This is a genomic window from Vibrio floridensis, from assembly GCF_021852965.1.
Classification (GTDB): Bacteria; Pseudomonadota; Gammaproteobacteria; order Enterobacterales; family Vibrionaceae; genus Vibrio; species Vibrio floridensis.
Map to the genome: position 1 here is coordinate 161,698 of NZ_JAKGCY010000008.1, position 25,792 is coordinate 187,489.

At 46.3% G+C, this 25,792-nt stretch carries 18 protein-coding genes, 1 tRNA gene and 1 rRNA gene; 8 read left to right on the forward strand and 12 right to left on the reverse strand.

What is annotated here, in order from left to right:
* Positions 1 to 117: 117 nt before the first annotated feature.
* Positions 118 to 1,875 carry a lysophospholipid acyltransferase family protein gene (locus tag LZU85_RS13765; RefSeq protein WP_237287279.1) on the forward strand — a complete coding sequence of 586 codons (1,758 nt, stop codon included), beginning with the start codon at positions 118 to 120 and terminating at the stop codon, positions 1,873 to 1,875.
* 262 nt (positions 1,876 to 2,137) lie between these two features.
* Positions 2,138 to 3,217 (forward strand): TRAP transporter substrate-binding protein, encoded by a 1,080-nt coding sequence (locus tag LZU85_RS13770; RefSeq protein WP_237287280.1) that lies wholly within the window; start codon positions 2,138 to 2,140, stop codon positions 3,215 to 3,217.
* Positions 3,218 to 3,265: 48 nt separating this feature from the next.
* On the opposite strand, the gene glmS is transcribed toward LZU85_RS13770, so the two are convergent.
* Together glmS and LZU85_RS13780 are read right to left on the reverse strand one after the other, a co-directional pair.
* The gene (glmS, locus tag LZU85_RS13775) at positions 3,266 to 5,095 is read right to left on the reverse strand and encodes a glutamine--fructose-6-phosphate transaminase (isomerizing) (RefSeq protein ID WP_237287281.1); all 1,830 of its coding nucleotides are present in this window, start codon (positions 5,093 to 5,095) and stop codon (positions 3,266 to 3,268) included.
* Positions 5,096 to 5,164: 69 nt separating this feature from the next.
* Positions 5,165 to 5,926, reverse strand: coding sequence for a DeoR/GlpR family DNA-binding transcription regulator (locus LZU85_RS13780; RefSeq protein ID WP_176299632.1), 762 nt, complete (start codon positions 5,924 to 5,926; stop codon positions 5,165 to 5,167).
* A 427-nt stretch (positions 5,927 to 6,353) separates the two neighbouring features.
* On the opposite strand from LZU85_RS13780, the gene pykF reads away from it, so the two are divergent.
* Positions 6,354 to 7,766, forward strand: a complete 1,413-nt coding sequence (pykF, locus tag LZU85_RS13785; protein WP_237287282.1) for a pyruvate kinase PykF — start codon at positions 6,354 to 6,356, stop codon at positions 7,764 to 7,766.
* A gap of 167 nt (positions 7,767 to 7,933) precedes the next feature.
* A complete protein-coding gene (locus tag LZU85_RS13790; RefSeq protein ID WP_176299634.1) occupies positions 7,934 to 8,599 on the forward strand; it encodes a GntR family transcriptional regulator in 666 nt (221 codons plus the stop codon).
* A gap of 479 nt (positions 8,600 to 9,078) precedes the next feature.
* Here the strand turns inward: LZU85_RS13790 and LZU85_RS13795 are convergent, their stop codons facing one another.
* The 8 genes from LZU85_RS13795 to LZU85_RS13830 form a co-directional block, all read right to left on the reverse strand.
* Entirely contained in the window at positions 9,079 to 10,959 is a 1,881-nt protein-coding gene (locus tag LZU85_RS13795) for a diguanylate cyclase (RefSeq protein WP_176299635.1), read from the reverse strand.
* Positions 10,960 to 11,111: 152 nt separating this feature from the next.
* Positions 11,112 to 11,606, reverse strand: coding sequence for an acetolactate synthase small subunit (gene ilvN / locus LZU85_RS13800; RefSeq protein ID WP_011078726.1), 495 nt, complete (start codon positions 11,604 to 11,606; stop codon positions 11,112 to 11,114).
* Position 11,607: 1 nt separating this feature from the next.
* A complete protein-coding gene (locus tag LZU85_RS13805; protein ID WP_011078727.1) occupies positions 11,608 to 13,332 on the reverse strand; it encodes an acetolactate synthase 3 large subunit in 1,725 nt (574 codons plus the stop codon).
* Positions 13,333 to 13,791: 459 nt separating this feature from the next.
* Complete coding sequence (locus LZU85_RS13810) at positions 13,792 to 15,597, reverse strand: AMP-dependent synthetase/ligase (protein ID WP_237287296.1); 1,806 nt, start codon at positions 15,595 to 15,597, stop codon at positions 13,792 to 13,794.
* Positions 15,598 to 15,784: 187 nt separating this feature from the next.
* Entirely contained in the window at positions 15,785 to 16,744 is a 960-nt protein-coding gene (gene leuO / locus LZU85_RS13815) for a transcriptional regulator LeuO (RefSeq protein WP_011078729.1), read from the reverse strand.
* 352 nt (positions 16,745 to 17,096) lie between these two features.
* Complete coding sequence (locus LZU85_RS13820) at positions 17,097 to 18,143, reverse strand: MJ1255/VC2487 family glycosyltransferase (RefSeq protein ID WP_017421251.1); 1,047 nt, start codon at positions 18,141 to 18,143, stop codon at positions 17,097 to 17,099.
* Positions 18,144 to 18,147: 4 nt separating this feature from the next.
* Complete coding sequence (locus LZU85_RS13825) at positions 18,148 to 18,696, reverse strand: phosphatase PAP2 family protein (protein WP_176299637.1); 549 nt, start codon at positions 18,694 to 18,696, stop codon at positions 18,148 to 18,150.
* Positions 18,697 to 18,921: 225 nt separating this feature from the next.
* Positions 18,922 to 19,689, reverse strand: coding sequence for an SH3 domain-containing protein (locus tag LZU85_RS13830; RefSeq protein WP_237287283.1), 768 nt, complete (start codon positions 19,687 to 19,689; stop codon positions 18,922 to 18,924).
* A gap of 556 nt (positions 19,690 to 20,245) precedes the next feature.
* On the opposite strand from LZU85_RS13830, the gene leuA reads away from it, so the two are divergent.
* The 4 genes from leuA to leuD all read left to right on the forward strand — a co-directional run bounded on the left by leuA (position 20,246) and on the right by leuD (position 25,005).
* A complete protein-coding gene (gene leuA / locus LZU85_RS13835; protein ID WP_237287284.1) occupies positions 20,246 to 21,793 on the forward strand; it encodes a 2-isopropylmalate synthase in 1,548 nt (515 codons plus the stop codon).
* 86 nt (positions 21,794 to 21,879) lie between these two features.
* Positions 21,880 to 22,971, forward strand: coding sequence for a 3-isopropylmalate dehydrogenase (leuB, locus tag LZU85_RS13840; RefSeq protein ID WP_011149404.1), 1,092 nt, complete (start codon positions 21,880 to 21,882; stop codon positions 22,969 to 22,971).
* Between the two features lie 19 nt (positions 22,972 to 22,990).
* Positions 22,991 to 24,391: a 3-isopropylmalate dehydratase large subunit gene (leuC, locus tag LZU85_RS13845; RefSeq protein WP_237287286.1), complete on the forward strand. Its 1,401-nt coding sequence runs from the start codon at positions 22,991 to 22,993 to the stop codon at positions 24,389 to 24,391.
* Between the two features lie 11 nt (positions 24,392 to 24,402).
* Positions 24,403 to 25,005, forward strand: coding sequence for a 3-isopropylmalate dehydratase small subunit (leuD, locus tag LZU85_RS13850; RefSeq protein ID WP_237287288.1), 603 nt, complete (start codon positions 24,403 to 24,405; stop codon positions 25,003 to 25,005).
* A 424-nt stretch (positions 25,006 to 25,429) separates the two neighbouring features.
* Here leuD and LZU85_RS13855 read toward each other — a convergent pair.
* Both LZU85_RS13855 and rrf read right to left on the reverse strand, forming a co-directional pair.
* Positions 25,430 to 25,506, reverse strand: a tRNA-Asp gene (locus LZU85_RS13855).
* Between the two features lie 32 nt (positions 25,507 to 25,538).
* Positions 25,539 to 25,654: ribosomal RNA gene (gene rrf / locus LZU85_RS13860) — 5S ribosomal RNA — on the reverse strand.
* Positions 25,655 to 25,792 lie beyond the last annotated feature (138 nt).

A 25,792-nucleotide genomic window follows, 5' to 3' on the forward strand; every position in this document is an offset into this window, starting at 1 on the left:
CGACTCATCCGTGAACCAAAGCGTCACAAAAGCATCATTAAAGACCAACCTTGCTGAAGCCTGACTGTCATCTCTCATGATTAGCATGGCGGTCAGAAACCCAGATTCGAGGTCTTTATGGCAATCAACAGTCCTTTTCGTCTTCCACGTAAAACGCCTTTTGGCATTGGAGAGAATGTTGCTGAATGGATGACGGGGCTGAGCAAGTTGGATAAGTTTTATGCTCAGCGCCCACTACAATGCGATACTCAAACCTTTCTACGCTTTACCCTTGAAGTTCTGGGTATTGATTATCAGCTCGTCAAAGGCTCGCTTGCGAACGTCCCACAGATTGGTCCAACGGTGGTGGTGGCCAACCATCCGTTAGGCTGCGTTGAAGGGGTGATTCTTGCTGAGCTCTTGCTGATGATACGGGAGGATGTTCAGATCCTTGCCAACCAATATCTCAAAACCGTTCCTGAGTTGGATACGCTCTTTATTGGCGTGGATGTATTTGATTCCCAGCAAGCAGCAAAGTCCAACATAAAGGCGCTACGCGATGCAAACAAGCATCTCGCTCAAGGAGGGTTACTCTTAGTTTTTCCTGCCGGTGAGGTATCACAACTTGTTGATAGAAAGCAAAAACGCTTGGAAGATAAAGAGTGGAGTCGTTCTGTCAGCGCTCTGATCCGCAGACATAAAGCGCATGCGCTGCCTGTGTTTATCGACGGGCAGAACTCACAACGCTTTTATCTTGCAGGCAAGATTCACCCTCTCTTGCGCACGCTGATGTTAGGGCGTGAACTGCTCAATAAGAAGCAGCAAGCAATTCCGATTGCCATTGGTCAGCCAATCAAATTCAAAGAAGTACAACATTTGACGGATGAGCAGCTGGTCAGTTATTTGCGTTTAAACACGTATTTGCTCAGCGCTGAGCCACCAGTTCACCACGAAATGGATCACGACACCAATCCCCCTCTTGCCGCGATTGCAGAGCCATTAGAAAAGCAAAAGTGGTTATTGGATCTGGCGATGCTCCCTGAAGATGCTTTATTGCTTCGCCAAGGTAATTTTAGTGTCTATTGCACCACTGCCAAATACATTCCTTCGATTCTGCATGAGATCGGCCGACAGCGAGAGATCAATTTTCGCGCTGTAGGGGAAGGGACGGGTTATGCGATCGACATCGATCGTTTTGATCACCATTATCATCATCTGTTTGTCTGGGATGATGAAAACCAGCACCTGGTTGGGGCTTATCGCCTCGGTTTAGTGGACAAACTGCTGGAAAGATCTGGATTGGATGGGCTCTATTCGCGCACATTATTCGACTATGACGCCCCCTTTCTTACCCAGTTAGGCCAGTCGATTGAGATGGGACGCTCTGTGATCACCTCCCCCTACCAGCGCAGCATGAATGCACTTTTACTCCTGTGGAAGGGAATTGCTACCTTTGTCTCTCAACATCCGCAATACACGCATTTGTTTGGGCCGGTCAGCATCAGCAACGATTACAGCCCCACTGCAAGACAACTGCTCGCTCAATCCATGACGCTGCACCATTATGATGCTGCCAGCGCCGAGCTCGTCAAACCACTTAATCCCATTGCCGATCATCATCCCAAATGGAACACCAGCATGCTCACGGCACTTGGTGATTTGCAACTGCTGTCTCGTGTGATTTCTCGTATTGATGAAGGTAAAGGGGTGCCCGTTTTGCTAAGACAATACTTAGGGCTGAATGGCAAATTGGTGTGCTTTAATGTCGACCCTGCGTTTAACAATGCGTTGGATGGCATGATTGTGTTGGATCTGCGTGATGTGCCTGAAAAAACGCTAGGCAAATACATGACGCCAGCTAAAGCACGGCACTATCTCTCACTTCATCAAGCATAAATTGATGGCTTTTGGTCACGTATGCATTGCCATGTCGTGACCTAAGCAGCAGTTTTACAATCAGAGTAATCCTCTTAAAGTACGAACGCCGGGCGGCCAAACAACTGAGCAAGACCGTTAAATCACCGATACTCCGTGCATATTTTGTTCACTATGACAGATATTCGTCTTATCACAGTCCATTAGACTGTTTTTTATTCTATTGACGAAAAAATCATCTAATTTGAATCTGTTGGCAAACAACAACACAAACGAGGACGTCATGCCGACAATCAAGCCCAACCGCTCTTTTCTGAAACGTGCGATTATCGCTTCCACTGCCCTGCTCTCTTTTTCACTTTTTGCTGCAGAAGAAGTGTATCGCTTAAAACTGGCTGAAACTTGGGGCCCGAATACGCCGATACTCGGTGACGCATCGAAAAACATGGCTAAGCTCGCTGAAGAAATGTCAAACGGTCGTCTACAGATTCGCATCGATTCAGCCAACAAGCACAAAGCACCATTGGGTGTGTTTGATATGGTCAAGTCTGGTCAATATGATCTTGGCCACTCCAGCTCTTATTACTGGAAGGGGAAAGTGCCCAACACGCTCTATTTCTCTTCTATGCCCTTTGGCATGATCACCACGGAGCAGTACGCGTGGTTCTATTACGGTGGTGGCATGGAACTGATGCAAAAAGTTTATGCTCCGCACAATTTGCTCTCATTTCCTGGCGGAAACTCAGATATCCAAATGGGGGGCTGGTTTAAGAAAGAGATCAATTCCGTTGAAGATTTGAAGGGGCTGAAAATGCGTATCCCCGGTTTTGCGGGCGAAGTGCTGGCACGCGTTGGCGCTAAACCGACCAATATTGCACCGGGAGAACTCTACACATCTCTCGAACGTGGCACAATTGACGCATTGGAGTGGGTGGGTCCAGCGTTTGACTTGCGTATGGGTTTCCACAAAATCGCGCCCTACTACTATACCGCGTGGCATGAGCCGGGCTCAGAAACACAGTTTTTAGTGAATAAGAAGACCTGGGAGACATTACCCAAAGATCTGCAAGTGATCTTAGAAACCGCCTTCCGCGTGGCGGCGTTTGATATGTACAACCAAGCGATCGATGCCAATGCCAATAGCTGGGCTACCATGCAAAGCGAATACCCAGACATCAAAGTGCGTGATTTTCCGCCTGCGGTGTTACAAGCCATGCGACAAGCAACCAATGAGTTGTTAGAGGAAGAGGCAGCCAAAGATCCGCTCGCGAAAGAGATCATCACTTCACAAGAAAACTACCTGAAGAAAGTGCGTGCTTGGACGTCGATCTCCGCCAAAGCGTATTTGGATACTAACCAATAACCATAAACCATACAGTAAGGGCTGCCAATGCAGCCCTTACATTCTAACTTACTCCACCGTAACACTTTTCGCCAAGTTTCTAGGCTGATCCACATCCGTACCCTTGATGAGCGCGACATAGTAAGAAAGCAACTGAAGTGGTAAGGTGTAAACAATCGGTGCAATGAAAGGATCACAATGTGGCACATTGAGCACTTTCATTGTTTCATCACTTTCAAACGAAGCATTAACGTCCGCGAATACGTACATCAATCCGCCTCTTGCACGCACTTCCTCGACGTTCGATTTGAGTTTTTCTAGCAGTTCATTGTTAGGGGCCACCACAATAACTGGCATCTCGGCATCAATAAGAGCAAGAGGACCATGCTTTAGCTCTCCAGCGGCGTAGGCCTCCGCGTGGATATAAGAAATCTCTTTTAGCTTTAACGCCCCTTCCATCGCAATCGGAGATTGCTCACCACGACCTAAAAATAGCGAGTGGTGTTTATCGGCAAAATCTTCCGCAAGCTCTTCGATAGATTCAGCCATAGAAAGTGTCTGTTCGATTTTGGCAGGGAGAGACTGAAGAGACGATACCAAGTTCGCTTGTTGCTCTTTACTCATACCATTGTGACGGCCAATCGCCCCAGCCAGCATCAATAGCCCTGCCAACTGCACGGTGAAAGCTTTGGTTGAAGCGACACCGATCTCAGCACCTGCCTTCATCATATACGCCATATCCGACTCGCGAACCAATGATGAGCCAGGTACGTTACAAATGGTTAAGCTCGCCATATAGCCCATTTCTTTCGCCAGACGCAGTGCTGCCAAGGTATCTGCAGTTTCACCAGACTGAGAAATTGTCACTAATAGCGAGTTTTCAAACACGTGTGATTTGCGGTAACGAAACTCCGAAGCGATCTCAACATTGCAAGACACGCCGGCCCACTCTTCAAGCCAGTATCGAGCCACTAAACCAGCATGATAGCTGGTACCACATGCTATGATTTGCACATGTTTAACCTGACTTAACAAGGCTTCAGCATTCTCACCAAATGCCGAAGAAACCACCTGACCATTTGCTAAACGCCCTTCAAGGGTACGCTGAATCGCCACGGGCTGCTCGTAAATCTCTTTCAACATGTAATGGCGGTATTCGCCTTTATCACCGGCGTCGTGTGAAACTTCCGACTCTTTGATTTCACGCTCAACTGGGTTGCCCTGAGCATCAAAGATAGAGACCGCAAAACGAGTCACTTCCGCCACATCACCCTCTTCTAAAAAGGCGAAGCGACGGGTAACAGGTAACAGCGCAAGTTGATCTGAGGCGATAAAGTGCTCTTTCATACCGTAGCCAATCACAAGCGGGCTACCAGAACGCGCAACAACCAAGCGAGAAGGATCTTTACGATCCAAGACAACCGTGCCGTAAGCACCTTCCAACTGTTTAACGGTTTTTTGTACGGCTTCAAGTAATGACGCTGCTGTACGCAATTCCCACTCGACCAAGTGAGCAATCACTTCGGTATCCGTTTGAGATTCAAACAGATAGCCACGAGATTGCAACAACTCGCGTAGCGTTTCATGGTTTTCAATAATGCCGTTGTGTACCACGCTAATGTCGCCTGACTGATGTGGGTGCGCGTTTATCTCAGAAGGCTCTCCATGAGTCGCCCAACGCGTGTGTGCGATCCCTGTCCCGCCAACAACCTCGGCTTGATCCACAGCATCCGCCAATTCTTGTACTTTACCCAAGCGACGAATTCGGGTCAGAGTGGATTGGCTATCAACCACTGCGACACCCGCAGAGTCATAACCGCGGTATTCTAAACGACGTAGACCTTCAACCAAGATCTCGGCAACATCACGCTGTGCAACGGCACCAACGATTCCACACATGTTTTATCTCCATTTTTATTTTTTTGCTTCCTCGTACTTCGCAAGCAAAAGTCGTTACGAGGAAAAAGATTAGGCACAGATGACGCGCACGCCATTGGCTTCCATTTCGGCTTTGTGTTCTGGCAACAAGTCATTGTTGGTGATAAGAATATCGATCATTTCCCACGCCAGTTCGAGATTCGGGATTTTGCGCCCCACCTTGTCGGACTCAACCATGACGATCACTTCTCGCGAGACTTCCGCCATCACTTTGCTCAGGCCGACCAGTTCATTAAATGTGGTGGTCCCACGGGTCAGGTCGACACCATCTGCGCCGATGAAGAGCTGATCAAAGTCGTATGATCGCAACACCGATTCGGCCACTTTGCCTTGGAAAGATTCAGAATGGTTGTCCCAAGTTCCGCCCGTCATTAAAAGCGTAGGTTCACTTTCCAGTTCGTTCAACGCGTTAGCTACGTGCAAAGAGTTGGTCATCACCACCAAACCACGTTTGCTGTTGAGTTGCTGAATAAGCGCCCCGGTCGTGCTACCGCTGTCGATCACGATGCGGTTGTGATCTCGAATCAGTTCAGCAGCTTTCTCTGCCAGCCTTATCTTTCGTTTCGAAATATTTTGATTCATTTCTTCATGAATCACTTCTTTGGGAATAGCAATCGCGCCACCGTAACGGCGCAACAATTGACCATTCTTTTCTAATGACGCTAAATCCTTTCGAATCGTGACCTCTGAGGTATTAAACTTATGAGCAAGCTCGTCAACGCTGACTTCACCTTTCTCATTAACCAGTTTAGAAATACTGTGTCTTCTTAGCTGAGTGTTTCGTTTTGACATTTAACTTCTAGCTTTAAGTTTCGACTTGAAAGAAATTATAGTTGAAGTGAAACTTTTTAGTCCATTTATTTCGATCCAAAAAATTAATAAATAGCGCTGAAACCTTGTCCTAAGACAATTCTTAGACAGTGATATTGACTGAATTCAGTGGTAGAATTCGCCTCCGAAAAGAAAATTTATTACAGAATTGACCGTTATTTTTTTGCAACTTTTTTCATATAAAGTGGAGAAAGTCACAAAAATAGAGAATTTTGAATTATTGAGTTGGTCATAAAATGACTAAACTTGATGAAAGACTTTCAACCCTGATGTCATTAAGTTGTTGTTGATAAGCCCGCACTGAAGCTAAAAAGTGGGACACATAAAGACATTAGGCTACAAACACCGACTTTCAAATTGTAACTATATTGACCGGAGAGTATCTTCCATGAAAAAGACCAAAATCGTATGTACGATTGGCCCAAAAACTGAGTCTGTAGAAAAACTGACTGAGCTAGTCAACTCAGGTATGAACGTAATGCGCCTGAACTTCTCTCACGGTGACTACGTAGAGCACGGCACTCGTATCGCGAACTTCCGCCAAGTAATGGAAAACACAGGTAAGCAACTTGCTATCCTTCTAGACACCAAAGGTCCTGAAATCCGTACTATTAAACTAGAAAACGGCGATGACGTTGAACTAGTAGCTGGTCAAGAGTTCACTTTCACCACTGATACTTCTGTGGTTGGTAACAAAGACATCGTAGCGGTAACTTACCAAGGTTTCGCTGCTGACCTTTCTACTGGTAACACTATCCTTGTTGATGATGGTCTAATCGAGATGGAAGTTATCGCAACGACTGCGACTGAAGTTAAGTGTAAAGTACTGAACAACGGTGCTCTAGGCGAAAACAAAGGTGTTAACCTACCAGGTGTTTCTGTAAACCTACCTGCGCTATCTGAAAAAGACAAAAACGACCTTAAATTTGGTTGTGAGCAAGGCGTTGACTTCGTTGCAGCATCTTTCATCCGTAAAGCATCTGACGTGAAAGAGATCCGTGAAGTTCTAGCAGCAAACGGCGGCGCGAACATCCAGATCATTTCCAAGATCGAAAACCAAGAAGGTGTTGATAACTTTGACGAAATCCTAGAGCTTTCTGACGGTATCATGGTTGCTCGTGGTGACCTAGGTGTAGAAATCCCTGCAGAAGAAGTTATTTTCGCACAGAAGATGATGATCGAAAAATGTAACCGCGCCCGTAAAGTGGTTATCACTGCAACTCAAATGCTAGATTCTATGATCAAGAACCCACGTCCAACTCGTGCAGAGGCGGGTGACGTTGCGAACGCAATCATGGACGGTACTGATGCAGTTATGCTTTCTGGTGAAACAGCGAAAGGTAAGTACCCTGTAGAAGCGGTAACTATCATGGCGCAAATCGCTAACCGTACTGATTCTGTACTAAAAGCAGAGCTAGGTTCTCGTCTAGACAGCCCACGCCTACGTATCACTGAAGCGGTATGTAAAGGTGCAGTAGACACAGCTGAGAAACTCGCAGCACCACTGATCATCGTTGCCACTGAAGGTGGTAAGTCTGCACGTTCTGTACGTAAGTACTTCCCAACTGCAAACATTCTTGCGCTAACGACCAACAAGAAAACAGCAGCTCAACTTGTCCTGACTAAAGGCGTTACACCTGTTGTTGTTGATTCAATCGACAACACGGATGCATTCTACGTAGCAGGTAAAGAGCTTGCTCTTGAGTCTGGCCTAGGTAGCAAAGGCGACATCGTTGTGATGGTATCTGGTGCTCTTGTTGCTTCTGGTACAACTAACACGGCTTCAGTACACGTACTATAAAAAGTCGTTACAATTTGTAAATAATAAATAGAGGGCTTCGGCCCTCTTTTTTTATGAAATGGCTTGCGATAACAATCAGTACGCTATATTATCAACCAGAACTGCATACCGTTAAAATAAACGTACTGAAAAATAAGCATAATATATTGTTATCTATGAGGTAATTTGTGCCTAGCCCAACCCTAACAGACAAAGTAGCCAAAATGATCTGCCAAGATATTCTTCAAGGCAAACTCAAACCGGGTCAAAAACTAGTTGTTGCAGATCTTAAAGAAACATATGGCGTTGGCGCATCACCAATCAGAGAAGCATTGGTTCAACTATCATGGATTAAGTACGTTAAGCTCGAACCGCAAAAAGGGTGTTGGGTTTCCCCATTCTGCGAACATGAACTGAGAGACTTATACGAAAGCCTTCGTGTTGTATCACCAGTATTATTAAAAAAAGCAATCGCTTGCAGTAGCGAGGGCTGGGAGCTAGACCTGCTGACAGCCTATCATAAACTTTCTCGTGCAAAGAACATTGAGATCCCAGACAGCTGGAGCGAATGGGAAGAACGTCAACAACATTTCTTTACCACTTTGCTTGCGGGTGCTGAAGCAAAAAACATGTATGCTTTCTTTAGTGATTTGATAAACCAAATCAAACGCTACCGCTATTTTGCCCTCTCTCAACACCAAGGTAATCATCACTCTCTGTTTGATCTTGAAGAGCATGAAATGATCATGAAATTTGCTTTGGCAAAAAACACCGAAGAAGCGGTACGTCTTTTAGACAGTCATCTTAATAGCTCGATGAAAATGGTTGAATCCGCTATCCACCAGGCCGCTTAATTTTCATTTTACAGAAACAAAAAATCGGGGATTTTCCCCGATTTTTTATTTGAGTGATACCCAACAACTTGAAGTTGCGGCTTCAAGTTGATGTGTTTGCATCTACCAACCGAAGAACTCTTTGTGATGCGTGTTGAGCAAAAGGATCAACAATAAGAAGTAAATTGCGCTCAATTTAAATCCAAGTACCACTAGGGTTCCAATGGTCAATCTAACTAAAAAATGGTTTAACATACTCTGCCTCTAGCGCCCGAACTGAGTATTTCCTTATAAACACGCAACGCGCGACGTTTCCGTTCAAGACAAGGGCAAACTGCACTGAACCGATCTTGCTGTTTATCATCACAAAACATGACAACAATCACAGCAAAACCACTTAGGGGTGACAGTTTACTTAATAACCATTTTAGTTCAATTTTGCTCACATATTAGACTTTAGTCTAACTGTATATATCTCATTACAATTCCATCGTAGCGGATTAAGCGAGATCTTCATCGTTGTAGCAGAGGGAGACTTTGTTGCGGCCTGAGCTCTTAGAGTCGTACAAAGCAATATCGGCACATTTGTAACTGAGAGTACTGTTGGAGGTAAGTTCGGTGTAACCTACGCTAATCGTGACATCGACTTGTTTGGAAATCGACACCGCGACACGAAGGCGATTTAACACCACCTCCGCGGCAGAAACGGTGGTGTGGGGCATGATGATGGCAAACTCCTCTCCACCAACGCGCGCTAAAAGATCGGTGTTTCTCAAGCCATTTTGAAGAATCTTAGCCACTTCGCGTATCACTCGATCGCCTTCATCGTGGCCCTGCTCATCATTGACCCGCTTAAAATAATCGATATCGACTAAGGCTAAGCATGCCATAGGGGTCGCTGGATAACGCTCGATCAAGCTGGTATGTTGAGCAAGTTGCTGTTCAAACTTACGTCGGTTCCAGATTTGTGTCAGTTCATCACGCTCACTTAAGTTTCTCAAGCGTTCCTCAAGCTCTTTGCGCGCACTGATGTCCACCAGCGAGGTGATGTAATAACTCACTTGGTTGAGAGAGTTTTTCACTGCTTGAATACGCATGATCACCGTGATGATGTGGTTGAGCTTGGTTTGGCAACGAATTTCCCCTTCCCATACTTCATTCTTCTGCAACGCACTCCATGCTTTGATAACGGTTTCTAATTCGTCATTCAAAAAGATCAGTTGTTGAGCGCTTTTCCCTTCAATCTCATCCCCCTGATGACCAAACATCATTTCGAACTCATGATTCACGAGAATAATCCGGTGAGAAGTGTCTGAAATCATCACGGCGGTCATGCCATTCAACGCCGCTCTGGCCAATTTACTTTCTAAATTGCGCTGGCGATAGTGCAGTACAATCGTCAGAGAGGGCAGCGCGACAACTAGGATCAAACACAACACAAAGAGTGCTTCACGCGTAAGATCATTCACGGCAATTTTCGAGCGTTCCATTAACTGCTGTTGATCCATATCGATCAGCAAGTAGAGATCCCTATCTTGGCCAAAGCTGACACCGTTATGAACCACTAAATCCTGCTCATCGTAGCTGTAACCTGCTTTCTGGTGTCTAAACTGCAGCCAAGCTTGCGGATATTGATCGCTAAAACGAAAGGCTGCGCGCTCTGGCAAAAGGTCACCGAACTGCTTTTCTTCTTCCTCACTAATGACGAAGTAACCGCGGTCGTTGACGATCTCAATATTAAAATCTTTCACGGGTGAGTAATTCAGCCGATCGGCGATGTAATCCACATTCAGATTTAGCGCCAAATATCCTTTGCGCTCACCGCGTATCGTGACCGGAGTAAACATAGAAATAACTGGCACATAAGGTTTAATTAACTGCTCGTCTCGCGTATCTAACGTGATTCCCCACGCCCCGATTTCGCTATTTTCAAGTGTTTTGGCATAGATAAAATAAGCTTCTTTTGCATCATGTTGCTTCTTCACCGCTGGGAAAAAATAATTGCGACTGACATCGTAGTTGAGGCGCAGCTGCTCCATCCCTTCCATGTCCAACAGACGGATTTCGGTATACCACTTTTGGTTAACCACCACAGATTCCCACAAAGACATTAATGCCCGCTCCGATTGAGGATTGGGATCGACGATGAAATCCGTCAAGGTTTGGTTATAGGTCAGTAGTTGCAATACCGAGGCAACTTGATCATACAGGTTGTTGTATTCACGTTCGGTATAGGAGAGCTGATTGAGAGCCTCTTTCGCAGTGTTTTCAATATTGGCGTTGAGCAGATCTTGGTATTTATCCTGATAGTAGATGGCAATGAGTGCAGCGAAAAAAGCGCTGGTCAAAATGAGAATGCCGAGTAACTTTCTGATTTTCACTCGTAAGTTTTACCTATCAGGAAGAAGAATATCGCCGGAGTATAGCATAGATAGTAGTCAATTTAATCGCCATCAGGCACTACAGATTGATTGTGAAGTCACAATAATAATGACCACCCATCGGTGGCCATTACATCATGATGAGAGATAGCTTATGCTTTCAGCGCTCTTTCTCCGCGAGCAATGCCAACCACACCGCTGCGAGCAACTTCAATCACTTCCGTGACTTCAGAAATGGCCTGAATGAAAGCATCCAGCTTTTCGCTGGTACCGGCAAGTTGCACCGTGTACTGCGAGGCGGTAACGTCGACAATCTGACCTCGGAAAATATCCGCAGTACGTTTCACTTCTGCACGAGCAAAACCACTGGCTTTCACTTTCACCATCATCAGTTCACGTTCGATATGATCGAACTCCGTCACCTCTTGTACTTTCAGCACATCAATCAGTTTATGTAACTGCTTTTGAATCTGCTCTAACTGCATCTCGTCGGTCATCGTGGTAATGTTCAAACGAGACAAGGTTTCATCGTCCGTGGGTGAAACGGTCAAGGATTCAATGTTATAGCCACGCTGAGAGAACAGCCCTACCACACGAGACAAGGCACCCGGTTGGTTTTCCATTAACAACGAAATAATGTGTCTCATATTAAGTTCTCTCCGTTTTGCTTAGCCACATTTTGTCCATGCCTTCGCCTTTGATTTGCATTGGGTAGACGTGCTCAGTTTCATCCACATTGATATCGACAAACACCAAGCGATCTTTCATGTCGAGGGCGCGTTTAAGCTCTGACTCGAGTTGATCGGGGGTTTCAATGCGAATACCTACATGGCCATAAGCTTCTGCAATGGCTGCAAAATCAGGAACAGAACTCATGTATGAGTTAGAGTGGCGACCTTGATAGATAATGTCTTGCCACTGTTTCACCATCCCTAGAAAGCGGTTATTCAAGTTGATAATTTTGACCGGAATGTCATATTGCATCGCAGTCGACAGTTCTTGAATGTTCATTTGGATACTGCCATCCCCCGTCACCACCACCACTTCTTCTTCTGGCATGGCGAATTTCACCCCCATACCAGCGGGCAGACCAAAGCCCATGGTGCCTAGACCACCAGAATTGATCCAACGGCGCGGTTTGTTGAACGGGTAGTAAAGCGCGGCAAACATTTGATGCTGGCCTACATCTGACGCAACGTAAGCATCCCCATTGGTCAGCTTATGCAGTGTCTCGATCACTTGTTGTGGCTTGATGCGCTCCGAAGAGGTATCGTAGGCGAGGCAATCGCGTGCTTTCCAGCCTTCAATTTCATCCCACCAGCTCGCTAAGGCTTGCGTATCGTTTTCAGCACCTTGCTCTTCAAGAAGTGTCACCATGGTCTCAAGCACTTGCTCTGCTGAACCCACGATGGGTAGGTCAACTTTGACGTTTTTCGAGATCGAAGAAGGGTCGATGTCGATGTGCATGATCTTCGCATTAGGACAGTATTTTTCTAAGTTGTTGGTGGTACGGTCATCAAAACGAACCCCAACACCAAAAATAAGATCGGCGTTATGCATCGCCATATTGGCTTCATATTTACCATGCATGCCGAGCATGCCTAGAGCGTTTTTGTGGGTCCCCGGGAAAGCACCGAGCCCCATTAGTGTGCTTACAACGGGCAAATTTAATGTTTCAGCCAGCTTGAGGATCGACTCATGCGCACCTGAGATAATCGCACCACCACCGATATAAAGAACGGGCTTCTTCGCTTCAAGTAATGCCTTTAGCGCTTTCTTTATTTGACCTTTATGGCCCGAAGTGGTTGGTTTGTATGACCGCATGCTGATTGACTTAGGATATTCATAAGGCAGTTTGATCAGCGGATTCATCACATCTTTTGGTAAGTCGATCACCACAGGGCCAGGGCGGCCTGTCGTGGCAATGTAAAATGCTTTCTTGATGGTCTCAGGAATGTCTTCCGCACGCTTAACGAGGAAACTATGTTTAACCACAGGGCGAGAAACACCAACGATATCGCACTCTTGGAAAGCATCATTACCAATTAAGCTATTGGGTACGTTTCCTGAAATAACGATCATCGGGATGGAATCCATGTAAGCCGTGGCAATTCCGGTGATGGTGTTCGTTGCGCCTGGTCCTGAACAAACTAGGACAACGCCAGGTTTGCCTGTGGCACGAGCATAACCATCAGCCATGTGGGTCGCGGCTTGTTCATGACGAACTAATACATGCTTGATTTGTTCAGTTTTGGCGTGAAGAGCATCATAAATATCCAGTACTGAACCACCGGGATAACCAAAAATTTGCTCTACGTTTTCTTCGATCAGAGATTGAACAACCATCTCTGCGCCTGACAACATTGCTGTCATAGTGCTTCTCCTTAGCCAGTTTCCATTAAATAAGGTCAATCTAATGGGCTGGTTTTACATAGTTTAGGGCTTATTTGTAGCCTAATTCGAAAAAACTTCATTTTTGCTATGTCCTGCCTTTGTCATAACAAAGAGCAAGGTAACGCAACAAATGTAACTTTTTATTATCAGCAGGTCTAATGAGAGATAGATCGAAATTTAAACAAGATGCTATTTATTAGCACCTAATAAGGAATAGATCGCGGCTAGAAGCCGTTAATCAGGATGATCACTATATTGCTTCGTTAAAAAAAGAACAAAAATTCACACCTCACTCAGTTCTGACGGCGAGAATGCTGTTTTAGACAATACAAGGCAACGCCTGCCTACAGGCGTCAAAGACGAAAAAACCTCACTGAGGTTTCACACTCAGTGAGGTTCATCAAAGATAAATGTGATGTCAATGTCCGACAGAAAGTCTTATTTCTCTTTCTTGTCTGAATACATTTCTTCGATTTCGTCTTGATACTTGTCGTTGATCACCTTACGGCGCAATTTCTGCGTTGGCGTCAACTCACCTTCATCCATAGAAAATGCTTTTGGCAGCAACTTGAACTTCTTCACTTGTTCAAATTTCGCCAGCTCTTTTTGCAGATCGTTAACGCGCTTCTCCAGCATTTCCACGACTTGGTGATGCTTAATCAATTCAACGCGATCGTGATACTTAATATTGAGCTCTTTGGCGTACTCTTCCAAGGAGTCAAAACAAGGCACAATCAAAGCTGAAACGAATTTGCGTGTATCGGCAATCACCGCGATTTGCTCAATGAAATGATCTTTACCAATCGCACCTTCAATCATCTGCGGGGCAATGTATTTGCCTCCAGACGTTTTCATCAGCTCTTTGATACGATCGGTAATGAACAGGTTGCCGTGCTCATCAATGTGACCCGCGTCGCCCGTTTTAAGGAAACCGTGTTCATCAAACGTTTTCTCCGTTTCTTCTGGGAGCTTGTAGTAACCACGCATCACCATCGGACCACGAACCAAAATTTCGTTGTTTTCGCCAATCTTTACTTGTGCGCCCGGCATCGCCATGCCGATAGAGTCGGGGTTAAAGCACTTGTCATCCCAACATGAAATCGTTGCTGTGGTTTCGGTCATGCCGTAGCCCAGCTTCACGTTGATACCAATCGCATGGAAGAAACGGCCAATGGTTTCATCCAGTTTTGCACCACCACATGGCATAAAGTTGATGTTGCCGCCTAGCAGGGCTCGCAGTTTTGACAACACCAGCTTATCCGCCAACGCATGGGCTTTTTTCAGCATCAATGAAGGCTGGCGACCTTCTTGGTGGCACACGGACATCTTCGCGCCCATGTTCACCGCCCAGGTGAACATGATTTTGCGCATCAGCGGTGCGCGAGAGACTTTCTCATGGATGGCAGAGAAGATTTTCTCGTAAAAACGCGGTACGGCACACATCACCGTTGGCTTGATATCACTCAGAGCGTCACGAACTTGCATGGTATCTTGTAAATAACAGTTCGTACCGCCTTTATACAGAACGTAAAAGGTCCACGCGCGCTCAAAAACGTGTGACAACGGCAAGAAACAAAGCGAAACGTCGTTTTCTGTCAGGCTTAAGCGTCGATCATGTCCCTCTAATTGAGCGGCAATGTTGGCGTAATCTAACATCACCCCTTTCGGCTGCCCGGTGGTGCCAGAGGTATAGATTAGCGTCAGCAAATCCTCAAAATTTGCCTGTTCTAAACGTCGTTCGAGCTCAGCACGGGCCTCTTGTTGACCTTGTTGAATGAAGGCTTTCCAATGGATCGCAAAGTGATGTTCGCCTAAATCAATATCGTTTGACATGGCGACAATCAGGTTCAGTTGCTCACACTCATCGAAGATTTTCACTGCGGCGTCAAATTGTGGCTGTTCACCCACAAACAGAACTTTAACGTCGGCATTTTGCAGAATATAAGCCGCTTGAGCTGCCGTATTGGTTGGATAAATCGGAACCGTGACTGCACGTAATTGTAGGGCAGCAAAATCGGCCACCGTCCACTGTGGCATGTTATTAGAAAAGATAGCGATCTTATCTTGGACTTCAATGTCCTGCGCAAGCAACGCTAGGGATAATTCATCAATTTGCTGACCAAATTGCTTCCAGCTAATACCTTGCCAAACTGCACCAACTTTATGCTTGAGCGCAACTCGCTCCGCACCTTGTGCAATCTGCTTACGAATTCGTTTTACGATGTGAAAATCTAAATTGGCCATGTCTCTTACCTTTGGCTTACACATGTAAGCTCTATTTGCGGGCACAGTGTAGCGGTGGGAACAAAAAACGCAACTGATGAGGGTCAAACTTATGCTCAATTAGAGAGAATCATCAATAACAAGATAAAAAAATGCCCTCATGGCCAAGGCTCAATGAGGGCATCCAATTTGTAACAGGCCGTGTCGGTTATACCGCAGCAACCACTTCGCCACATGTCACCATCAGCAGATCACGCAGCCAAATGTGGCCTTTGTCTTTTTCTGATGATTCGTGCCAGCTTAAGAAACCGCTGATTTCACGATTTTCAAATGGGAAGTCAAGAATCTGTAGCTGCGCGTTGTTTGCCGCATTTTCCACAATCCAGCGAGGAGCAATCGTCACAAGCTCAGATTGACCAACCACATACAGAACGTTGCTCAAGCTTGTGCCTTCAAAATACGCTGCCACATCCAGATCGCGATACGCTTGCTCAGAGAAGCTGCGTTGGCCGTGAATGCGAGACAGTTTCGCGTGACGCTCTTGCATCAACTGCGCTTCTGTCACTTTACCTTGAATACGAGGATGCTGCTTAGACGTCACAACCACCAGTTCATCTTTGAAGATCTCTGTACTTGAGAAACCTTGCTCGTCAAAACGTGCGTAATCAATCACAAAGTCGATTTCTTGATAGCGCATACGCTCAGAGAGCATGCGATCAAACTCTGCATCCAAATGCAATTGTACATTAGGCGCTTTGTTATGAATGTCTGCCATAATGCGTGGTGCAAAACGCATATCACATGGGCTGCAAATCGCTAGTTTGAACAGACGAGTTGAAGACTCAGGCTGGAATACAGAACTTGGTAATTCATTGCGGATCAATTGAAGCGCTTGGCGGACTGGACCAAATAATTGGCGAGCACGCTGGGTCGGTTGAATACCACGGCCTTGACGCATGAAAAGCTCATCATTAAACATCACTTTTAAGCGAGCAACCGCGTTGCTCACTGCAGGCTGTGACATGCCTAAATTATGTGCTGCGCGAGTAATATTTTGCTCTTGCATAACGGCATCAAATACCGTTAGTAGGTTGAGATCCACTCCGCGTAAAGTACTTTCCATTCGATAGCTGGCAATCGCGCTCATCGCATCTTTTTTATCTAACATCTAGTGCGCCTCTCGTGTAACGGTCAACAAATTTGAATTTGATAGTCAGGAATAGATAACCTGTATTTCTTATATTTATCGCCCCCATCACTCTCAGGGCGCAGCTCACTATCATTGAATTCATTGATGTTTAGCAACTAGATTGATAATTAATCACAATATTTTAGCCAATTATCATTTTTGTTGATTAAAAACATACATTTAAGCAAAACCTAAAAAACTATAAAAAACAGAAATACCCTCATAAGTAGCAATTATTGACCTAAGTGATGTCTCATCTCTTAACCCACTTAAAGCATTTACTCCAACTATTGTTTCACCACAAAACCCAACAATCTCGTCAATATTAGCGTTATGAAATTGACACGTAACTGGGAAAGTCGACTTGTTGCCATAGTTGCTCACACAGCGTTTGATGACATGACCACTCACCTTTGAGTATCCATTCGACAATCGCCGGCGCCACTTGAGGATAAATGACTTTTTCCGCCAACGCGTCTTGCAACCAACGCCGCACAACCTGACTGTCCAAGGTGTCCATCACCGTCGCTAAGCCAAGAGTTTCTAAGGTCGCCACGTTGCTTTGTTGCTCAAATTGCCCTTCAAGTGGTTTCACTAATAATTTTTTACCTAAGGTCAACGCTTCTGAAGGAAGCTCAAAACCACCATTCGCGATCACCCCTTTACAACGATGTAAATCTAATTGAAATGAATGATGATCGAGCGCACGGAGTGAAATATTGCCTTCCATTTCTTCCGCGAGCACATCTGGGTGATAACAGATGAATGACTGCGATTTAAAACGCCACAACAGCTCGCAAATGGATTCCAACTGTTCAAAGGGTAAATAAACCAGAATCGCATCGCTTTGCTCGGTTTGGTAACAAAGCGTGTGAACAATCGGCGGTAAGATCGGTTGATCAAAATGGTACCAATGCAAACCTAAATGAATGTTAGCAGGAGCAAAATGACGCAGTACTTGCTTATCGAGCCATGATGCTCCCCGCAATGGCACAGAATAACGAAACGCATTTTGATGACTAAGCCCAATGCAAGGCTTATTTTGTCGTTTAGCAGCCCACGCCGAAACCGGCTCGAAGTCACTGATCACCAAATCATACTGACTAAGATCTTGCTGCTGCACTTCTTGCTTCAGAGTCAATAAACTGTTTTCGAGCGCAGTTTGCCAATAATCCACACGGCCATTTTTCGTCGCAAAGGTGAGCCCTCGACACGTTTTGTACTGGCCAAAGGCTTCCATGGAGAAATAGCGCTTCGGGTCTCGACCAGAAAAAAGAAAATCCACTTGGCAATGCTGCGCCGCAAAAGCGTTTGCCATTGCCCGAGCACGGGCGATATGACCATTCCCCGTGCCTTGTACGCCATACAGAATTTTCATAGGCTCACTCCATCACAAGAATCAAGGCCAAAGTGGCACAGGCATGACCGAGCAGAGCACCAATCACAATGTCACTAAAAAAATGCACGCCCAGTAAAATGCGTGACAACCCGATCAGGGTCGCCCAGCTAAACGCAAACCATGTCAACTCTGGGAAGAAGTAACTTGTAATGGTGGCCATGACAAATCCTGCGGCGGTGTGACCAGAGGGCAAGCTGTAGCGATCTGAAGGGGTGATAAAAGCGGGCAAATAGGCACTGTACTCTTCTGGGCGACGGCGCTTGAAACTGTTTTTGAGCCCCCAATAAATGGGTAACTCAATAATAAAGGCCAGCAAACCACAGATCAAAAACCACGTTCCTAGTGAAGGAATAGCCAGCCATGCGGCCAGTCCAATCAAGGCGTAAAGGTGCCCATCACCACTGTGGGAAATCGCTTTACTGATGGTTGCCACTTGGTAATTGAATCTATGTTTTAAGCAAAAGCTAGAAAGCGCAAAGTCAAAGTCTGCAATACGTTGTATCGGCAGACGCAGCGTGTTGATCGATTTCATTGTTGCCATCCTGAATGTCGTTCTCCTGCTACTAAGCTAGGAAACCAGAGTGACAATCCCATGAAAGGAATTTGGCGATTTAGTGACAACGCCCTGAATCCTTGATAAGGCTTGGGCGATCAAGAAGATAGCGAGAGGGACAAAGGAAGAGGAGAAGATCGAAGAGAGCACGAACAGAGTGCTCTCTTTACGATCAATAAAGAGAAGAAAGCGCCATCGCGAGAATTAACTGGGATCGATCGACTGTATATACCAAATGTTTTTGTCTTTTCGACACGCTAGCAAATTACCTGAGCGAGCCTGATTGGCACCATTGAGCTGATACTGTAAATCACGACATTGATAACTGCCTGTCCACAAGGTATTTTGGCTTGCGGCTCTGGACTTCGGTGTTAACGCTGCATTAGGTTTCACCGATAAAATGTCACGCGGTTCGATACGACTTTGCACATAACCTTGATGTACATAGCCTTCAATCATTCCCTGTCTCTCGACTAACAACCAAGGTGCGCCGGGGACTTTTGCCAATGCGATGAAGACATCTCCCGTTTGCAGCTGCCCTACTTTATTTGATTTCGCAGATGGGCCTGAGCGTAGGTTAACCACCGTGGTGGCACTGAATGGCAAATCCAGCAGAGACAGTTCTCCTGTCAATGATACCCCGGAGTAAACCTCTGTCTCGACAAGAAACGTTTTGGTTTTCGGATCAGAAGAAGCAATACGCCATTGTGACGTCATCTGCCCTTCGTTCTCCTCTCCACCAGCCATTTCAGAACTTTGGCTTTCCAGCAAGGTCGCCATTGCCGTCAAGAAAACATCCCTCTCCGTTGAACTCAGTGTAGATTCCAACTGCTTGTTAAGCACTTCTGCATTTTCTGATAGCTGCGCTGATGACACACTACTCACTCGACGTTCAGAGCTCGTAGACTGGCAGCCAAGTATAGTCACACAGCTTAAAGTCAGCGCTGCATACCAAGCCAGTTTGTAAAGCATCGTCTTCTCCCTTTACTTTTTCCATCGCTCACTCACGCTGTCTCGTATGCCAAATGCGGTTAACAGTGAGTAAGTCATCCAAACTGATACGTTGTTATTGAATTGGGCTCAATAGTGATGGGCAAATAGTGGCAGAGCAAGTATTAGAAAAGTATGAAAAAAAGCGCTTTAGCAGTCACCTCACATTACAGCGAGATTGTGAGCCCGCAGGAAGCAATACAAGGTTACAGTTCCGTCAAGCTCACCACCATTGCAAGGCCACTCTAACAAACTGATCCGATATGAGTAAAAAATCAACTTTAGGGTTGACGCGCAGCACTGAAGTGCGGTACTAATCTGTTAACTTAATTTTGTGGAATGCTTAACAAGATGACAGCACATTTTTCTTTCCTACTGAACCTCCTCCTCATCGTGACAAGATCGCGCGGGTAGGCTGTGGAAGAAAAATAAACCACACAGAATAACAAATAGCCCGCACATCGATGCGGGTTTTTTTATATCCAAACACAACATTGACCAGAAGAAATCGATTAACTATCGAGAAAAGGAAGCGAACATGAACGATCAGGTAATTATATTCGACACCACGTTACGTGATGGCGAACAAGCGTTATCAGCGAGCCTAACGGTAAAAGAGAAGTTACAGATTGCTTATGCGCTTGAACGACTTGGCGTTGATGTGATCGAAGCAGGCTTCCCGGTTTCTTCTCCTGGTGATTTTGAGTCCGTACAAACCATCGCTCGTAATATTAAAAACAGCCGCGTATGTGCCCTTTCTCGCGCCGTAGAAAAGGACATTGATGCCGCCGCTGAAGCCTTGAAAGTGGCAGAAGCATTTCGTATCCACACTTTTATTTCCACCTCGACCATTCACGTGCAAGACAAATTACGTCGTAGCTACGATGATGTCGTTGAAATGGGCGTTAGAGCAGTGAAACATGCTCGCAAATACACGGACGATGTGGAATTTTCTTGCGAAGATGCCGGACGTACGCCTATCGACAATCTTTGCCGCATGGTAGAAGCCGCGATAAATGCGGGCGCGCGTACCATCAATATCCCAGACACCGTGGGCTACACCGTACCAAGCGAATTTGGCGGCATTATCCAAACCCTATTTAACCGCGTACCGAACATCGACAAAGCGATCATTTCAGTTCACTGTCACGATGACTTAGGCATGTCTGTTGCCAACTCCATTGCTGCTGTTCAAACGGGTGCTCGTCAGGTTGAAGGGACAATCAATGGCATTGGTGAACGAGCGGGTAACTGTTCTCTAGAAGAGATCGCCATGATCATCAAAACTCGTCAAGAGTTACTAGGGGTCCGAACAGGCATCAACCACGAAGAAATCCATCGTACCAGTAAGTTGGTCAGCCAACTTTGCAACATGCCAATCCAAGCCAATAAAGCCATTGTCGGTGCCAATGCTTTTAGCCACTCTTCCGGTATCCACCAAGATGGCATGCTAAAGAATAAGAACACTTACGAAATCATGACGCCTGAATCGATTGGCCTGAAGAACCAAGCGCTGAACCTAACCAGTCGCAGTGGCCGTGCTGCGGTGAAGAGCCACATGGATGCCATGGGCTATAAGGAAGATGAGTACAACTTAGATGCGCTATACCAAGATTTCCTAAAACTGGCGGATCGCAAAGGACAAGTCTTCGACTATGACCTAGAAGCACTGATGCACTTCTCTAACCTGCGCGAAGAAGATGATTATTACAAGCTGAACTACCTAAGCGTGCAATCAGGCAGCGTGATGGCGACCACCAGCATTAAACTGTTGTGTGGCGATGAAGAGAAATGCGAAGCAGCCGTTGGTAATGGTCCTGTCGATGCGTTATACCAATGTATCTACCGTCTGACGGGCTACGACATCGTATTGGACAAGTTCGATCTCACTGCCAAAGGGGAAGGTGAAGACGGCTTAGGCCAAGCAGACATTATCGCCAATTACAAAGGCCGTAAGTACCACGGTACGGGTATCTCAACGGATATCGTTGAAGCATCAGGTCAGGCGTTGCTGCACGTTATCAACAGCATTCATCGTGCCGACGAAATTGCTGAAATGAAACAGAAAAAAATCGCAACCGTATAACTGTATTACAAGCACTTCATTGTGCTCGGAATGCCCAAAATTCGCTGCAACACAGCACAATAAAATTCAATAATTAAAGGATTAACATGACAGACAAAACTTACAAAATCGCCGTTTTACCTGGCGATGGTATTGGCCCAGAAGTAATGGCTCAAGCACACAAGGTGCTGGATGCGATTGAGAAAAAACACGCGATTCATTTCGAACGTGAAGAGCACGACGTTGGCGGTATTGCGATTGATAATCATGGCTGTCCACTCCCCCAAAGCACGGTGACCGCATGTGAAGAGTCAGACGCGGTGCTGTTTGGTTCAGTAGGCGGCCCTAAGTGGGAACATTTGCCACCTAACGACCAACCAGAGCGTGGCGCGCTCCTACCGCTACGTAAGCACTTCCAGCTGTTTTGCAACCTTCGCCCTGCTCAAATTCACAGTGGCTTAGAAGCATTTTCACCATTGCGTGCCGACATCTCGGGCCGTGGTTTTGATATTGTCGTTGTGCGTGAGCTAACGGGTGGTATCTATTTCGGTCAACCCAAAGGCCGTGAAGGTGAAGGCGCCAACGAAAAAGCGTACGACACGGAAATTTACCACCGCTTTGAAATTGAACGCATCGCGAAGATTGCCTTCGAGTCGGCTCGCCTACGCCGCAAGAAAGTGTGCTCTATCGATAAAGCCAATGTACTGCAAAGTTCTATCTTATGGCGTGAAGTCGTCGAAGAGATCGCTAAAGACTACCCAGATGTTGAGCTATCGCATATGTACATCGACAACGCAACGATGCAGTTGATCAAAGATCCTGCGCAGTTTGACGTCATGCTTTGTTCTAACATCTTTGGCGACATTATTTCGGACGAGTGTGCAATGATCACGGGTTCCATGGGCATGTTGCCATCAGCCAGCCTAAACGAAAGCAAATTCGGCCTGTATGAACCTGCTGGTGGCAGTGCGCCTGACATCGCAGGGAAAAACATCGCTAACCCGGTCGCGCAAATCCTTTCAGCCGCTCTCATGCTACGTTATAGCCTTGGTGAAGAGGCCGCCGCACAAGACATTGAAAACGCGGTTTCTCAAGCGCTAGCGGCCGGTGAACTGACTGCCGATCTTGCCGGTGACAAACCAGCACTATCGACCGCTGAAATGGGCGATAAGATCGCACAATACATTCTAAATTCATAAAAACACGGAAGTTCGAGCAATGGGCAAAACACTATACGAAAAAGTTTATGAAGCACACGTCGCGGTTGCCGCAGAAGGTGAGACGCCGATCCTATATATCGACCGTCATTTAGTGCATGAAGTGACTTCTCCACAAGCGTTTGATGGCTTACGTGAAAAGGGGCGCCAAGTGCGTCAAGTGAGCAAAACGTTCGCGACCATGGATCATAACGTATCCACCACCACCAAGGACATTAATGCGTCTGGTGAAATGGCCCGTATTCAGATGGAAACCCTGATCAAAAACTGTCAGGAATTCGGTGTCACCTTGTACGACATCAACCATAAATATCAAGGCATTGTGCATGTTATGGGGCCAGAATTGGGCATCACTTTACCAGGCATGACAATTGTCTGTGGTGATTCTCACACCGCAACACATGGTGCGTTTGGTTCGCTGGCATTTGGTATTGGTACTTCTGAAGTCGAGCACGTGCTGGCAACACAAACCCTTAAGCAAGCGCGCGCCAAAACCATGAAAATAGAAGTTCAAGGCAAAGTCGCTGACGGTATCACCGCCAAGGACATCGTCCTTGCCATCATTGGCAAAACCACCGCAGCGGGTGGAACGGGCTATGTGGTGGAGTTTTGTGGTGAAGCAATTACAGACCTTTCCATGGAAGGCCGCATGACCGTGTGCAATATGGCAATTGAGTTAGGTGCCAAAGCAGGCTTGATTGCACCAGACAAGACCACCTTCGACTACATCAAAGGTCGTAAATTCGCGCCAACTGGCGCAGATTGGGATGCGGCGGTTGAATACTGGAAAACACTCAAAACCGATGAAGACGCTAAATTTGATGCAGTGGTGACGTTAAACGCTGCTGATATCAAACCTCAAGTGACGTGGGGCACGAACCCAGGCCAAGTGATTGCCGTGGATGAGCCCATTCCAGCACCAGAAAGCTTCAGCGATCCCGTTGAAAAAGCGTCCGCTGAAAAAGCACTGGCGTACATGGGACTGGAAGCCGGTAAATCGCTGTCCGAATACAAAGTCGACAAAGTCTTTGTCGGCTCTTGCACAAACTCACGTATCGAAGATATGCGCGCCGCCGCTGTCGTCGCCAAAGGGCGCAAAGTGGCATCACACGTTCAAGCGCTGATTGTTCCAGGGTCTGAGCAAGTCAAAGCGCAAGCCGAAGCCGAAGGTTTGGATGTCATTTTCAAAGTAGCGGGTTTTGAATGGCGCCTACCTGGTTGCTCTATGTGCCTGGCAATGAACAATGATCGTCTAGGGCCACATGAGCGCTGTGCGTCAACGTCAAACCGTAACTTTGAAGGCCGCCAAGGTCGTGATGGTCGTACACATCTAGTGAGCCCAGCCATGGCTGCCGCGGCGGCAATTGCTGGTCATTTTGTTGATATTCGAGATTGGAAATAAGGGGAACACACATGCAAGGTTTTAAACAACACACCGGTTTGGTGGTTCCTCTTGATGCGGCGAACGTGGATACCGATGCGATCATTCCCAAGCAGTTTCTACAAAAAGTCTCTCGCTTAGGTTTTGGCAAACACCTCTTCCATGATTGGCGTTTTCTTGATGATGCAGGCGAACAACCCAATCCAGAATTTGTCATGAACCACGCGCGTTACCAAGGTGCCTCTATCCTGCTGGCACGAGAGAACTTCGGTTGTGGCTCTTCACGTGAGCACGCCCCTTGGGCACTGGCTGACTATGGCATTCGTGCGATGATTGCACCGAGTTTTGCCGATATTTTCTACGGCAACTCGATCAATAACCAAATGGTGCCTGTTCGTTTAACCGAACAACAAGTCGATGAACTGTTCCAATATGTGCAAGCGACGGAAGGGGCACAAATCGAAGTGGATCTTGAAGCGTTGAAAGTGCGCGCAAATGGCAAAGAATACTCATTTGAGATCGATGACTTTCGTCGCCACTGCTTGTTGAATGGTTTAGACCACATTGGTTTGACCCTACAACATGAGGACAAGATCGCCGCTTTTGAAGCTGATATTCCCGCGTTTCTGCGCTAATTACTTTAAAAATAATCATTAGAACTTTATATCAACGAGGCTGTAGCGAATGTACTCACATACTTTGGACAGCCTCGATCATATCGACGGTATGAAACTCACTAGTCCGCAAAAATTGCCAAGCTTCTTAGTACCAGCCTAAATAAATATAGCCTAATTGAGGTCATTCAACGATAGCAAGTGTGGAGTTGTTTAAAATCAAGCGATCTTGCCAACCAGTCCTTTGCGAATTACGAAGACATCGTCTCCGCAGTATGTCGGGCTTGGAATAGTTGTTGGGAACGCTCGGCCAGAGTCAGACAGATGTGCTCGAGAAGATGGATAGACCTGACCAGTTAATTTTCCAGATTGGTATTAGTCGCAAACCAAAATCATACAACTGATACAAAAAAACCTCAGCATTTCTGCTGAGGTCTGGAATAAGTGGCGGAGCGGACGGGACTCGAACCCGCGACCCCCGGCGTGACAGGCCGGTATTCTAACCAACTGAACTACCGCTCCGCACTGGTTAGACATTTAAGTCTAAATTAAAAGCCTGGCGATGTTCTACTCTCACATGGGGAAACCCCACACTACCATCGACGCTATTTCGTTTCACTTCTGAGTTCGGAATGGATTCAGGTGGGTCCAAAACGCTATGGTCGCCAAGCAAATTCTTAAAATTCGGAAAGCTGTTTTCGTTCTCTACACATTCAATTCGTTCTTGCTTTGAGTCCATCAAAACCCTTTGGGTGTTGTATGGTTAAGCCTCACGGGCAATTAGTACAGGTTAGCTCAACGCCTCACA

Coding starts and splice junctions, on each gene's coding strand:
- ilvN (WP_011078726.1), bottom strand. CDS start 11,606: ATGAGACACATTATTTCGTTGTTAATGGAAAACCAACCGGGTGCCTTG.
- leuB (WP_011149404.1), top strand. CDS start 21,880: ATGACAGACAAAACTTACAAAATCGCCGTTTTACCTGGCGATGGTATT.
- LZU85_RS13810 (WP_237287296.1), bottom strand. CDS start 15,597: ATGGCCAATTTAGATTTTCACATCGTAAAACGAATTCGTAAGCAGATT.
- LZU85_RS13805 (WP_011078727.1), bottom strand. CDS start 13,332: ATGACAGCAATGTTGTCAGGCGCAGAGATGGTTGTTCAATCTCTGATC.
- LZU85_RS13825 (WP_176299637.1), bottom strand. CDS start 18,696: ATGAAATCGATCAACACGCTGCGTCTGCCGATACAACGTATTGCAGAC.
- LZU85_RS13820 (WP_017421251.1), bottom strand. CDS start 18,143: ATGAAAATTCTGTATGGCGTACAAGGCACGGGGAATGGTCATATCGCC.
- leuA (WP_237287284.1), top strand. CDS start 20,246: ATGAACGATCAGGTAATTATATTCGACACCACGTTACGTGATGGCGAA.
- LZU85_RS13770 (WP_237287280.1), top strand. CDS start 2,138: ATGCCGACAATCAAGCCCAACCGCTCTTTTCTGAAACGTGCGATTATC.
- LZU85_RS13830 (WP_237287283.1), bottom strand. CDS start 19,689: ATGCTTTACAAACTGGCTTGGTATGCAGCGCTGACTTTAAGCTGTGTG.
- glmS (WP_237287281.1), bottom strand. CDS start 5,095: ATGTGTGGAATCGTTGGTGCCGTTGCACAGCGTGATGTTGCCGAGATC.
- LZU85_RS13780 (WP_176299632.1), bottom strand. CDS start 5,926: ATGTCAAAACGAAACACTCAGCTAAGAAGACACAGTATTTCTAAACTG.
- leuD (WP_237287288.1), top strand. CDS start 24,403: ATGCAAGGTTTTAAACAACACACCGGTTTGGTGGTTCCTCTTGATGCG.
- leuC (WP_237287286.1), top strand. CDS start 22,991: ATGGGCAAAACACTATACGAAAAAGTTTATGAAGCACACGTCGCGGTT.
- leuO (WP_011078729.1), bottom strand. CDS start 16,744: ATGTTAGATAAAAAAGATGCGATGAGCGCGATTGCCAGCTATCGAATG.
- pykF (WP_237287282.1), top strand. CDS start 6,354: ATGAAAAAGACCAAAATCGTATGTACGATTGGCCCAAAAACTGAGTCT.
- LZU85_RS13765 (WP_237287279.1), top strand. CDS start 118: ATGGCAATCAACAGTCCTTTTCGTCTTCCACGTAAAACGCCTTTTGGC.